Raw genomic sequence first — 11,397 nt, forward strand, 5'->3', positions numbered from 1 at the left:
CGGCCCTGCCCGCGCGCCGGCAGCAAGATATGCGGTTCGGTCACCGAATACGGGAAGCGAGCAGCGTCGGGCGCGCTGATCGGCGGCGATCGCGGCGGCCGGCCGGGCGATTCGCCGGCGGTCGGCGGCGTGCGCGGCTCTGACCTGCGAAGATGTGGAGCCGGTGGGTCGGGGTGGGATGCAGCAAGATATGTCTCCGGTTATCACCTGGAGACGCTGACCGGGCGCGGTCAGTGAGGTATCGGGCGAGCTGTGAGGCGAACGCCGCGCCGTCGTTGACGGAGACCCAGCCGGAGCCGCTGGCGAGGCGCTTGACGCGGCGGCGGACCGGGCGCAGGCGCAGGCGGCCGGTGGTGGTGTCGACGCGGGGGACGACGACGCGCCGGGTGGTGCCCTGAGCGCGTGCCCAGCGCCGCAGGACGCGCGCTGCGGCGATCTGGACGTCCGGGGTGACCTCGACCCCGGACACCGCCGTTTTCAGCTCCCAGTAGCCCCAGAAGCGGCCCGGACCGTGCCCCGGCTTCCGCCACTCCTCCGGCACGATGTGCTGGTACTCCTTGTCGGCGAACGTGCCGTGTTTGGTGAAGTAGACGGCGACCCGTCGCGGGTCGCGGGCGCGCAGGCCCTCGGCGAAGTCCACGCCGGTACCGGCCCGCTCATGTCGCATGCGCTGCACCGGGTCGGGGTGGTTCACCACGTCCGCCCAGGTGGCCGAGAGCCAGGCGGTGAAGGCCATTCCCGCGCCGACCGGCCGGACGCCACGGCGGGGTGTGCGGGCGACGCCGTGCGGCGGCACGGTGAGGATGTGCACGTGCGGAGCGCCCCGACGCTGGAACTCCAGCTTCCAGACGCCGACCGGGGCCGCGCCCCATGCGCGCTTCCACCGGAGCCGGAACGTCGTCAGGTGCGCTTTGAGCGCCTTCCCGTCGGGTGCCACGGTCTGCCACTCGCCGGGGTAGGTGAGGGTGACCATCGCGGGCACCCGTTCCGGGTCGGCCAGCAGCGGGGCGTAGTCGAGTTCGCACATGCGCCGGACCATCCGGGCGCGTGAGCGCCGCGACCAGGAGGTGACTTCGCGGGAGGGTTCCGGGTCGTCGGGGTACTCGCCGTGTGCCAGGTAGTGGGCTGCGGCCAGGTCGGCGGCGACCTGGCGGCGGCGGCGTTCCCGTTCCTGGGCGCGTTCCTTCTTGGCGAGGTCGGGCCGCTCGATGGCGATGCAGCCGGGGGCGATGAGGATGCGCGGGCGAGGCCCCTCGTGCCCGTCCCAGGCGTCCCGCCGGGGGAGCAGGTCCACCGCGAACGAGACGAGTTCCGGGGTCGGGAAGGCGGGTTCCCATCTGGCCGGAGGCGGTGGGGTGAAAAGGCGTGCGGTTCTGACACATGTAACAAGCCCTTCCGCCGTTCCGTTCGCCCGGTCGGCGGCGGGGCCGCCTACGCCGGTCGCCTCCTGCGTTCCGCCCGGCGACTCGGCGTCCCGGTCGCCCGGCACGGCGAGGACCAGGGCTTGCGTGTGGACGGTGGTCATGCCGCAGACCCCGACTCCCGGCGCTGGCCACCGGCCGCACAGATCGCGTCCGCGATCGACCAGCACGCCTCGGTGGGCAGGTGGACGGAGCGGAAGCGGACGGGGGCGGGCATGGAGCCGACGGCGGCGACGCCGACGCCGGGCGGCAGGGAGCGGTCGGCGGCGGTGAAGGGCAGCGAGCGGCCTTCCGGGAACAGGTGCTCGAAGTCCTCTCCGGTGTCGACGCGGTAGCAGATCCGGGCCGAGAGGTTCATGCGTACGGTGGTGCTCAGCACGTCCGCGCCGGGTTTCTGCGCGATGAGCCAGAGCCGCCCGCCGAACTTGGCGGACTGGCTGGCGAAGCGCAGCAGGGCGGCGGCGAAGCGTTCCGACTTCTTCCGGTCCGGGTGCCGGGTGTAGTTCGGCAACTCGTCGATGACGACGACGTGCAGCGGCCGATCCTCGGTGAACTCGCTGACCCGGTCGGTGCGCGACTCCCAGAACAGCGCCTTGTTGCCCTCCAGTTCGTCGCTGACGGCGTTCAGGACGGCGGCGGCGTCGTCCGGGTCGCTGGAGTCGGTGACCCGGTACGCGGTCCGCCACCAGGGCGCGGCGGTCGCCAGGTTCGGATCGATGATGGTCAGCCGGACGTTGCGGGTGAGGCTGGCGACCGCGAGCAGCGTGTTAGCGCCGATCGACTTGCCGGACCGGGTGGCACCGGCGATCAGCCCGTGCACGCCACCGGCGAGGCTGGACGTGACCGGGTGCCCGTCGTCGTCGTAGCCCCACAGGATCGGGTCGTACGGGTCGAGGCTGCCCGGCGTGACCGTGCAGCGCCAGCCGCTGCCCGAGGCGGCGACGAGCGGTGAGGGCGCGTCGTCGGCCAGCGGGTCACGCAGCAGGACGCGCAGGTTCAGCCGTCCCGGCTCCGGCTGGGTGATCTTGATCCGCTCGGCGCGCCAGGCGTTGCGCAGGTGCTCGCTCTGCTTGACCCACTCGTCCAGGCCGACGCCGAGCATGGTTCCGGTGCGGATCGTGACGCCGTACTGGTCGGCCGTGGCCCGCAGCCAGGGGTGTTGCGGGCCGGGCTGCCGGTTGAGCGCCCGGTCCAGCCAGCCGGGCACCGGTTGCGCCACGCCGAGCCCGAGCTGGCGCGTCTGCCGTTTCCAGCCGCGCCGGATGGCAGCGCGCCGGTACAGCGCGCGGCGGGTGTGCCGGTCGGCCCAGAGCGCGTGCGGCAGCGCGTAGTAGTGGGCGGTGGCCCAGGCGGCGAGGCCGCCCCCGGTCAGGGAGGCGGCCTCGGCGAGCGTCGGGAGGTCGGTCATCAGGCCGCCTTCCGGACCCGGACGCCGTCGGCGATGAAGTAGTCCACGCCGCCCGCGACCTTGCCGTCCACGACGCGGTGAGGGGTCCTGCCGTGCATCAGGCCGTCGAAGTCGACGGCCGCACCGCGCGGGATGCCCTGGGCGGGGTCCTCGGTCGCGGCGATGGAGACCGTGACCATCTCGTCGACCAGCGCGCCGTAGCGGAGCTGCGGAGCCATGACCCGGACGGCCCAGAGCGGCACACCCTGCTTGGTGAACGCGGGCACCCGCTTGCGGTCCTCGAACTTCGTCTTCGGCACGCAGGCGGAGAAGACCGGGACCGCGCCGAACGAGACGTTGAGCATGTGGAACCTCCTGTGTGAAATGGCGATGTCTCGACTCTAGTTTCTAGAAACTAGAAAGACAAGACCCTGGGCTCTGCCCAGACCCGGTCCGGCGTTCAGAGATCAGCCGGAGGGGCGAAAAGGCAGGTAGTGGGGTGGTCGGGGTCGTGCGATCCCCTCAGCCCGGACACCACGGGGGCAATCACGCCGACCCACCGGGGTCAAACGGTGAGGCTGTTTGACCCCGGCGCGCCGACGTGATCGGGGCGAGCCTGTCCGTGCTGAGGAGATCACCCGACGGGGGAGGCTGCGGGCCGCAGGCCCGGGCTCAGAACCGGCGCTCCTGGAGGCGGACCCACCGGCGGTTACGGGCACAGATGTTGCGGGTGCAGAAGTCGCAGAGGTGGGTGTGTTCCTGCCACTGCCAGCGCCAGACGAGCCGGTCGCAGCCGCCGCACCAGCGCCGGAGGCGGCGCGGCCGGTGGGCCGGGTACCGGCGTCGGCACTGCCCCCAGAAGACGCGGGTGCAGCCGTCGCAGAGGTACGTCATGAGGGAGATGCGCCGGACCTGCCGTCGGCAGCCCATGCAGACCGGCGGCGGGGCGTAGCGGGTCATCAGAACAGCCGGTCGTCGCTGTGCGCCGCGCAGGCGAAGACCCTGCGGCGGCTCTGGCCGACGATCGTGCCGAAGACCTCGGCCTCGGCGGGATCGGCCCCGCAGATGACGCAGGCCGCCCCGGCGTACATCCGGGGAGTCAGCGGGAAGGACTCGATCGCGCGGGTGCCGACCAGGCGCAGCCGGTAGGGCCGGGGTTCGTGCAGTTCGGGCATCATGGTGCCGTCCCTTCGGGGATCGTGGCCCGCCCCCTGTTGCCGCCAAGCTCGCGGGGGCGGGCCGTCGCTTGTCCCTCCGACTCTAGTTTCTAGAAACTAGAAACTCAATCAATGCAGCAAGAGATGTAACCGGTTATCAGTGGACCCGTTTCCACTTGTCTGACCGAAAACTAATATCTAGTATCTAGATTTAATCGACCATCCAAGGAGGACTGATGTCCGAAACCCCGCCGGTCCCCGCCGAGCTGCACGACTGGCTTCAGGGCCGCCGCGAGGAGGTGGCCGAGCTGCTCGAGGCGATCGACCGGGCCGGCCGCGCCGACGAGCGGGTGCCCTACACCGTGGACCTGCTCAAGCGCTGGGCCGAGGTCGAGCAGCATTCCCGCAAGGCGGTGCACCTGCTGACGGCGTACGCGCTGCGCGAGCGGATGGTGACCGCGACCGAGGTGGCCCGCAGCACCGGCGTGACGGTGAGCGCCGCGCAGAGCCGGGTGGCCTCGAAGACCGCCACCGAGGTGTGGGACGAGGTCTTCAGGCGGTAACGGGACGGCTAACCGGGGAGTTTCACCATCGGTGGATGACGACGACCGAGTGGCGAATCCGCGGCCGTGATCGGGCCCACCAGTTCCCCGGCCGGCACCGCCGGGTCCTCATCCGGCTCTCCGACGAGGAGCACGACCTGCTCAGCGCCGCGGCCGCGGCGGCTGAGCTGACGCCGACCGGATACGCGGCGGCGGCTGCCCTCGCGGCGGCCGCCGGCGCGGCGCCACCCGAGACCGACGCCGAGGCCGAGGAATTGCGGGCGCTGCTGCGTCAGCTGATGGCGGCCCGGTCGGCGGTGGCCCGGCTCGCCGAGGAGATGCGCTCCACTACCGGCACCCGCGGGCTGGACCGGCTGGCCGACCGGTGCGCCAAGGCGGTCGCGGCCGTCGACGACACCAGTGCCGCGGTCCGCCGGCGGCTGCGGTGATCGCCCGGGTCCACCGGCGCAGCAATGCCCTGGGCACGCTGCTCACCTACCTCTGGGGCCCGGGCCGGCAGGAGGAGCACGAGAACCCCCACCTGGTGGCCGCCTGGGACGGCGCCGGTGATCTGGACTCGCTGCAACCCGGTCTCGGCGACGGCGGCCGGCACGACGTCAGCGCCCTGCGGCAGCTGCTCAACGACCCGGTCGCGGCCCGCCGCCGGCCACCCGAGAAGCCGGTCTGGCACTGCTCGGTGCGGCTGGCCCGGGAGGATCGCACACTGTCCGACGAGAACTGGGCGCACATCGCCCGCGAGGTGATGGCGCAGAGCGGCCTGGCGCCGCACGGCGACCTGGACGCGGTCCGCTGGATAGCGATGCGCCACGGCGACGACCACATCCACATCGCGGCCACCCTGGTCCGTCAGGACGGCCGCGTCGAGCCCGGTCGCAACGACTATCTGCGCTGCCGGTCCGCGACCCGTGACCTGGAGGAACGTTACGGGCTGAAGCAGACCGCGCCGGCCGACCGGACAGCACATCGCCGCCCGCACCCGGTGGAGGTCAACAAGGCGCAGCGCAAGGGCTGGCGGGAGACCCCGCGCGACGAGCTGCGGCGTCGGGTCCGGGTCGCGGCGGCGAGCGCCACCAGCCGGGACGAGTTCTTCGAGCGGTTGCGGGCGGGCGGCGTCCTGGTCCGGTTGCGGCACAGCACTAAAGATCAAGAGCAGATCACCGGGTACGCCGTAGCGCTGCCGGGCGCGCGAACCGCCGGAGGCGACCCGGTCTACTACAGCGGCGGCCGGCTGGCGCCCGACCTGACCCTGCCGAAGCTGCGCGAACGGTTCGGCGGGCCGGCCGCCGTCGCGGAGGAGCTGCCGTTCGGCGACGCCGCCCCGGCACCGAGCAGGTCGGCCCGGAGCCGGGTGCTTTCCGAGGCCCGGGCGGCGGTGCGGGACGCGGCGGGACGCCTACGCCGGCCCGGCGACGGCGACGGCGACGGCGGGCAAGCGTCGTTGCAGGCCACGGCCGACGTGCTGACCAGCACGGCGTACGCGGTGGAGGGCACCGCAGGCGGCCCGCTGACCGAGGCGGCGGACCTGTTCGACCGGGCCGTCCGGGACATCGGCGGGCAGGTCGCCAGGGGGACCACGCACTCGACGTCGCTGCGGCACCTGTCCCGGCGGATCGCGCTGGCCGGCCGGGTCTCCGGTGACCAGGACCGGGCCGCCGCGGTCGCCCTGCTGCGGGAGATCTCCCGGCTGGGCCGCGCCCTGGAGGAGTTGCGCACCGCGCAGCGGCGGCTGCACCAGGCCGAGGCCGCCCACCGGGCGACGGTAGCGCTGCGGATGTTCACCGAGGGCGGGCAGAAGCTGGTGACCGAGGGCGGCCGCCGTCTGGTAACGCCTGCTCAGGCGGTGAATCCCGGCGCGGTCGCCGGCCACCGGACAGCATCGGTACCCCAGGCCGGGCGCGGACGACCGGGCTGATCGGCCCGCCGTGGTAACGGCACGGGTCACCGGCCCGGCAACCCCGATCGGGAGATTGAGGGGGACGAAGGGAGGTGACCCGTGGCGGAGATACATCAGCACTACCCCGACCCGATGAACGACGCCCGCCGGGAGTTGACCCAGGGCGCCGCGATGATCAGCACGGTGCTGGAGGCGGGCGCCCGGTGGGTCGCCGTCGGGCTGGCGAAGGAAGCCGCCGACAAGGAACAGGAGGCCGGCCGGATCCGGAAGGCCGACGCCATGCGGGAGCGGGCCGAGGCGTTCCGGGCCGGCTGGCTCCGCGAGCGCGAGCGGCTGGCCGAGGGCATCGACACCAAGTGGCTGACCGAGGAGGCCACGTTCGCGCAGGCGGCGAGCGTCTGGCGGACCGCGAGCGCACACCTCGCGAACGGCGACAAGGTGGGCGAGCGCCTGGTCAAGGACGCCATGGACCGGATGCGGCAGCTGCAGCCTGACCTGATGGCCCGCTACGACCGCGAGCGCGCCCACCACGACCCGGGCACCGCGATGCGCAACGTCTACCAGCAGATGTGGGAGGAGAACGCCCGCGCGAACGGTCAGCCGCGCGGGCCGCGGGCGCGTCCGCACCCCGGCCGGGAGGATCCGGCGCTGGCCGGCCTGGACAAGGCCGTCGGCGCGGAGATCGAGCTGCTGTCCCGCAACGCCAGCCCGGCCACGCTGGGCGCGCTGCAGCAGCAGTGGCGGGACGCGGGCGAGGAGGCGGCCGCAGGCCGGCTCGACCGTCTGCGCGAGGCGTGCGTGCCGGACGGCGAGGCGGACAACCGCGATCAGCTCGGTGACGCCGCCCGGAAGCAGGGCCGCAGCGCGTCCGGCGGTGACGACGACCCGCGCACCGCGCACGACGAGCACAGCGCCGGCCAGCGGCGGAGCGTGACCCTCGACGACACCGCGGACGGCCTCGAGGCGCAGGCCGCGCGGCAGCGGAACGGACCGGTGCACGTCGGGGTCGTGGTGGACAGGCCGCTCGCGTCCCAGGGCTTCGCGAACAAGCTCAGTGTGGGCGCGATCCGGGCCGAGGTGGCGGGGAAGAAGCCGGCCGAGAGCCGGCCGCGGACCGAGACCCGGGGGAGGACCCGATGACCGTCACCGTCACATCCGGCGAGCCGGATCTGTCCGCCGCCGAGCTGGCCGCCCAGCTGTCCCTGCTGACCAGCCGGCTGCAGGAGATGGAACAGATGCTGGCCGACCGGGCCGGTGCCGCGGCCACGGCGCCGGCCGACGAGGGCCGGCCGCCGCTGTACGCCACGGTCGAGCAGTGGGTGACCACCTACCTGCTGCCGTCCTTCCCGCGCCCGGTCGGCGTCACCGGCCTGACCCGCCGGCACTGGTGCGAGCAGTGGTGGCGGCACGACGAGGCGGTCACCCGGCTGACCGCCCTCTGGTACGGCTGGGAGCACGCCCGCCTGGAGATGACCGGCATGCTCGGCTGGCTCCGCGAGCTCGACCATCACCTGCCGCTGCTCTGCGGCGAGGAGGGACCGTTCCGCGACTGCGCCCCGGCCGGGGACGCACCGGCCCGGCACACGCTGCCCGCGGCGCCCGCCAGCGAGCCGGCGCCGCCGCAGTGGTGGGACTGGTGGGACCAGGACTGACCGTCCGCACACGAGAAGGGCCGCTCCCGTCCGGGAGCGGCCCTTCTGACTGAACCGATCAGGAGTTGCGGCGGGCCAGCCGGGCCCGGCGGTCGAGCCGGCTCTGCTGGGCACGCCGGGTCATCTCGGCGGTGGAGGCCGCCACCGCGCCGGTGAGCTGGGCGGCGCGCGGCTCGTCGTACCAGGGCAGCAGATCCAGCATCGCGACCCGGACGCCGGTGGCCAGCAGCAGCGCGGCGCCCTTCGGCAACGCCCGGATCTGCGCGGCGTCGAGGATGCGCTGCCGCCGGGTGGACACCTGGTACGACGTCTGCCCCTGCCCGTCCCGGGTCCGCGAGGAGACCGTGACGTCGTGCTCGCCGATCAGGCGGGACAGGTCGTCGGCGAACCGGGCGTCGTCGATGCCGGCGCCGACCAGCTTCACGGTCGCCGCCGACCAGAGCGAGTCCATGCCCTTCTCACCCCAGACCCGGGTGCCCTGCCGGTACGACTGGAGGATCGTGAGCGGGATGATCCCCCGGGAGCCGAAGTGCGAGTACAGCTCCGGCAGATCCCGGATCTTGCAGATGTTCGCGGCCTCGTCGAGGCAGGCCACGAGCGGCGGGTCGAGCCGGCCACCCTGCGCCTCGGCCGCGGTGACGGCCGCCCGCAGCACTTGGTCGGTGAGCCCGGCGACCAGCGGCGCCGCCGCCCCGGCGCCGTCCTTCGACAGCAGATAGAGGGTGTCCGCGCTGCTCACGAACGCGTCCACGTCGAGGGCGGTCAGCGTGGGGCGAGCCGTCACCCACTTCATGATCGCCGGGTTGGCGAGGCAGGCGGCGGCCGTGCGGGCGGTCTCGTAGATGCCGTCGCGGGTCTCCGGGGCGCCGGCCTGCCGCCCGATCAGCGCTCGTGCCGACGCCGGGTACCCGGCCTCGCGCAGGATGCCGGCGGGCTCGCGCGCGGTGGAGTCGGAGAGCCAGCGCTGCACCGCGTCCAGGGACTGCCCGCTCACCGCAGCCGCCAGGATCAGCGAGGTCAGCAGGTCGAGCGCGCCCATGCTCCAGAAGTCGTCGCCGCTCTCGGCGTTGCGGATCTGCTGCACGAAGTGCTCGGCCAGCCGCTGCGCCTCCTCGACGCTGTCGACCGTGGCGAGCGGGTTCCACCACCAGGTCTGCGCGGCGTGCGTGATGTCCTGCGGGTCGAACACCCAGACCGTGCCGTGCTCGGCGCGCTCGGCAGCGGTGGTCGCCCACAGGTCCGGCTTGTTGCTGGTGGCCAGGGCCGGGCCGGGCGCGTCCAGGACCGCCTTCACGGCCAGGGCGGTGGTCTTGCCGGCCCGCGGCGCCATCACCGCGAGCAGCACGTCCTCCCACGAGCTGTAGAGCCGCTCGCCGGGGCCGCGCCGGCGGCGGTGGGTGCCCAGCACCAGCCCGGCCGACTCGGGCGCGATCTCCTTGGCGGGCACTCCGGCCAGGCTCGGCCGCAGCCGGCGGGCCCGGGCCACGACGGCCGGCAGGCTCAGCGCGCGCAGCTGGGCCGGGGAGGCCAGGGCCGGTAACGGGTCGTCGGCGTCCGGACGGCGGCGTTGCCAGAGCAGAACCGCCAGCGTTACCACGATGCCCAGACCCACCACCATGATCATGTACGCGGCGCCGACCAGTGCCGGCGGCACTCCCGGCCAGAGCAGCGGCCACTCGGCGCGGATCAGGTGCTGGAGGTAGACCGATCCGAATCCGGGACCGGGCTCGGCGCCGGTGACCGCGGCCGTGAGGCGCCCGGCCGGCCAGGACAGCCAGATCAGGCTGAGCCCGGCCCAGGCCAGCCCGATGATCACGAAGGGTGTGGTGGCGCCGCCGGCGTTGCCGCCCGGCTCGATCGCCCGGGTGCTCACGGCGCCGTCACCTCGGTCCCGCGCACGGCCGCATCGGTGTCGTAGAGCTTCCACTCCTCGTCGACCAGCGACAGCGACACCGGCAGGCCGGGCCGCTCACCGGTCTTGATCAGGTATTTGCCGCGGCCGGGGTGTACCGAGCCGGCGAACCAGGCCTCCGGCGCCGCCCAGGACGACACCAGCTCGCGTTCCGGCCCGGAGAGCCGGATCACCTCGTTCACCCGGTTCAGCTCGCGGGGTGGCAGCCCGGCGAGGATCTTGATGGCGGAGCGTTCCACGAAGCCCTGCGCCTTGGCCCGGTCCTCAGGGGTGGGCAGCGCGTCCAGGTCGGCCAGCGAGTGGGTGACCATCACCGAGGCCATGCCGCGCTGCCGGTTCAGCCGGGTCAGCGCGTCGGCGTGCTCGACCAGGCCGGACGCGCCGCGCAGCGCCCGCCACAGCTCGTCCATCACGCCGAGGTACTGCCGGCGCGGCGCGAGACCCTGGTCGGCGAGCACACTCGCGGCGTCGACCATGCCGAACCCGTACGCCCAGGTGCACAGCATCGCCGCCGCCACCAGCTGGTCACCGGCCGCCGCGACCTGCGAGATGTCCACGCTGACCGCCGGGGCGTCCAGGTCGAGCGGGGTGGTGGTGGGACCGTCGAAGACCCCGCGCAGCGAGCCCTCGCAGAGCAGTGCCAGCGTCGGAACCAGCTGGTCGACCCGGCGCCGGTACTCGCCCTCGGTGCGGGCCCGGGCGGCGGCGAGCAGCTCGTCGGCGCCGGTCTCCACCAGGTGCAGCACGTCCGGCACGGTCGGGTCGTGGTCGAGCCGCTCGGCGAGCACGTCGATCGCCCGGCCCAGGATGATCTCCTCGGTGTTGTTCAGGGACTGGCCGCGGACCAGCGCGCAGAGCGCCAGCAGCAGCGACATCCGCCGGCCGCGGACCTCCAGGCGCAGCTGGCGTGCCTCGGCCGCGCCCATCCGCTTGAGGGCGGCGCCGAGCGGCCCGGAGTCGAGCGGGTTGAGCCGGTCCAGGCCGCGGCCCACCCGGATGACCTGGCCGCCCAGATACTGCACCAGCCGGGTGTAGTCCGGCTTGGTGTCGCCCAGGATCAGGGTGGACGTCCCGAACCCGCTCATCCCGGTGACCAGGCGCTTCACGATGGTGGACTTGCCGACGCCGGGCTGGCCGAGGACGAAGACGCCGGGGTTGGTGACCAGGCCGGCACGCAGCCACTCGAGCGGGTCGAGGCAGACCACCTCGCCCCAGAGCATGTGCCGGCCGATCGGGACGCCCAGGGTGGGCGCTCCGGACCCGGCGACGAACGGGTAGAGCCCGCACAGCTGGACCGTGGTGCCCTGGTACTCCATGCCGGGGGCGACGTGACTGGCCCGGCCGGCCCCGGGGGCGCGGACACCCCACGCCGGGGCTTCCACCGATTTCGTACGCATGACTCTCCTCGAGG

At 73.5% G+C, this 11,397-nt stretch carries 12 protein-coding genes; 5 read left to right on the plus strand and 7 right to left on the minus strand.

The window, feature by feature from the left end:
• Window positions 1-40: 40 nt before the first annotated feature.
• The 5 genes from EP757_RS18910 to EP757_RS18930 all read right to left on the minus strand — a co-directional run bounded on the left by EP757_RS18910 (window position 41) and on the right by EP757_RS18930 (window position 3,986).
• Window positions 41-1,525, minus strand: coding sequence for a hypothetical protein (locus tag EP757_RS18910; RefSeq protein WP_127547841.1), 1,485 nt, complete (start codon window positions 1,523-1,525; stop codon window positions 41-43).
• Entirely contained in the window at window positions 1,522-2,829 is a 1,308-nt protein-coding gene (locus EP757_RS18915; RefSeq protein ID WP_127547843.1) for an FtsK/SpoIIIE domain-containing protein, read from the minus strand. Before EP757_RS18915 ends, EP757_RS18910 begins: the two co-directional genes overlap by 4 nt.
• Entirely contained in the window at window positions 2,829-3,173 is a 345-nt protein-coding gene (locus EP757_RS18920; RefSeq protein ID WP_127547845.1) for a hypothetical protein, read from the minus strand. The genes EP757_RS18915 and EP757_RS18920 overlap by 1 nt, the downstream gene beginning before the upstream one ends.
• A 307-nt stretch (window positions 3,174-3,480) precedes the next feature.
• On the minus strand, window positions 3,481-3,768 hold the full coding sequence (locus EP757_RS18925; protein ID WP_127547847.1) for a hypothetical protein: 288 nt from the start codon (window positions 3,766-3,768) through the stop codon (window positions 3,481-3,483).
• Window positions 3,768-3,986: a hypothetical protein gene (locus tag EP757_RS18930; RefSeq protein WP_127547849.1), complete on the minus strand. Its 219-nt coding sequence runs from the start codon at window positions 3,984-3,986 to the stop codon at window positions 3,768-3,770. The genes EP757_RS18925 and EP757_RS18930 overlap by 1 nt, the downstream gene beginning before the upstream one ends.
• A 215-nt stretch (window positions 3,987-4,201) precedes the next feature.
• Here EP757_RS18930 and EP757_RS18935 point away from each other — a divergent pair, with 215 nt between their 5' ends.
• The 5 genes from EP757_RS18935 (at window position 4,202) to EP757_RS18955 (ending at window position 8,074) form a co-directional block, all read left to right on the plus strand.
• Complete coding sequence (locus tag EP757_RS18935) at window positions 4,202-4,528, plus strand: hypothetical protein (protein WP_127547851.1); 327 nt, start codon at window positions 4,202-4,204, stop codon at window positions 4,526-4,528.
• A gap of 35 nt (window positions 4,529-4,563) precedes the next feature.
• A complete protein-coding gene (locus EP757_RS18940; RefSeq protein WP_127547853.1) occupies window positions 4,564-4,956 on the plus strand; it encodes a hypothetical protein in 393 nt (130 codons plus the stop codon).
• The gene (locus EP757_RS18945) at window positions 4,953-6,440 is read left to right on the plus strand and encodes a relaxase/mobilization nuclease domain-containing protein (protein ID WP_127547855.1); all 1,488 of its coding nucleotides are present in this window, start codon (window positions 4,953-4,955) and stop codon (window positions 6,438-6,440) included. Before EP757_RS18940 ends, EP757_RS18945 begins: the two co-directional genes overlap by 4 nt.
• 81 nt (window positions 6,441-6,521) lie before the next feature.
• Entirely contained in the window at window positions 6,522-7,562 is a 1,041-nt protein-coding gene (locus EP757_RS18950) for a hypothetical protein (RefSeq protein WP_127547856.1), read from the plus strand.
• On the plus strand, window positions 7,559-8,074 hold the full coding sequence (locus tag EP757_RS18955) for a DUF4913 domain-containing protein (RefSeq protein WP_127547858.1): 516 nt from the start codon (window positions 7,559-7,561) through the stop codon (window positions 8,072-8,074). Before EP757_RS18950 ends, EP757_RS18955 begins: the two co-directional genes overlap by 4 nt.
• A 58-nt stretch (window positions 8,075-8,132) precedes the next feature.
• Here EP757_RS18955 and EP757_RS18960 read toward each other — a convergent pair whose 3' ends face one another.
• Together EP757_RS18960 and EP757_RS18965 are read right to left on the minus strand one after the other, a co-directional pair.
• Window positions 8,133-9,947, minus strand: coding sequence for a type IV secretory system conjugative DNA transfer family protein (locus tag EP757_RS18960; RefSeq protein ID WP_127547860.1), 1,815 nt, complete (start codon window positions 9,945-9,947; stop codon window positions 8,133-8,135).
• Window positions 9,944-11,383: a hypothetical protein gene (locus EP757_RS18965; RefSeq protein ID WP_127547862.1), complete on the minus strand. Its 1,440-nt coding sequence runs from the start codon at window positions 11,381-11,383 to the stop codon at window positions 9,944-9,946. The genes EP757_RS18960 and EP757_RS18965 overlap by 4 nt, the downstream gene beginning before the upstream one ends.
• Window positions 11,384-11,397 lie beyond the last annotated feature (14 nt).

The sequence above is a fragment of the Actinoplanes sp. OR16 genome (assembly GCF_004001265.1).
GTDB lineage: Bacteria > Actinomycetota > Actinomycetes > Mycobacteriales > Micromonosporaceae > Actinoplanes.

Bases quoted from the DNA above. Each gene is read 5' to 3' on its own strand.
- EP757_RS18965 (WP_127547862.1), bottom strand. From the start codon at position 11,383: ATGCGTACGAAATCGGTGGAAGCCCCGGCGTGGGGTGTCCGCGCCCCC.
- EP757_RS18930 (WP_127547849.1), bottom strand. From the start codon at position 3,986: ATGATGCCCGAACTGCACGAACCCCGGCCCTACCGGCTGCGCCTGGTC.
- EP757_RS18940 (WP_127547853.1), top strand. From the start codon at position 4,564: ATGACGACGACCGAGTGGCGAATCCGCGGCCGTGATCGGGCCCACCAG.
- EP757_RS18915 (WP_127547843.1), bottom strand. From the start codon at position 2,829: ATGACCGACCTCCCGACGCTCGCCGAGGCCGCCTCCCTGACCGGGGGC.
- EP757_RS18910 (WP_127547841.1), bottom strand. From the start codon at position 1,525: ATGACCACCGTCCACACGCAAGCCCTGGTCCTCGCCGTGCCGGGCGAC.
- EP757_RS18920 (WP_127547845.1), bottom strand. From the start codon at position 3,173: ATGCTCAACGTCTCGTTCGGCGCGGTCCCGGTCTTCTCCGCCTGCGTG.
- EP757_RS18935 (WP_127547851.1), top strand. From the start codon at position 4,202: ATGTCCGAAACCCCGCCGGTCCCCGCCGAGCTGCACGACTGGCTTCAG.
- EP757_RS18955 (WP_127547858.1), top strand. From the start codon at position 7,559: ATGACCGTCACCGTCACATCCGGCGAGCCGGATCTGTCCGCCGCCGAG.
- EP757_RS18925 (WP_127547847.1), bottom strand. From the start codon at position 3,768: ATGACCCGCTACGCCCCGCCGCCGGTCTGCATGGGCTGCCGACGGCAG.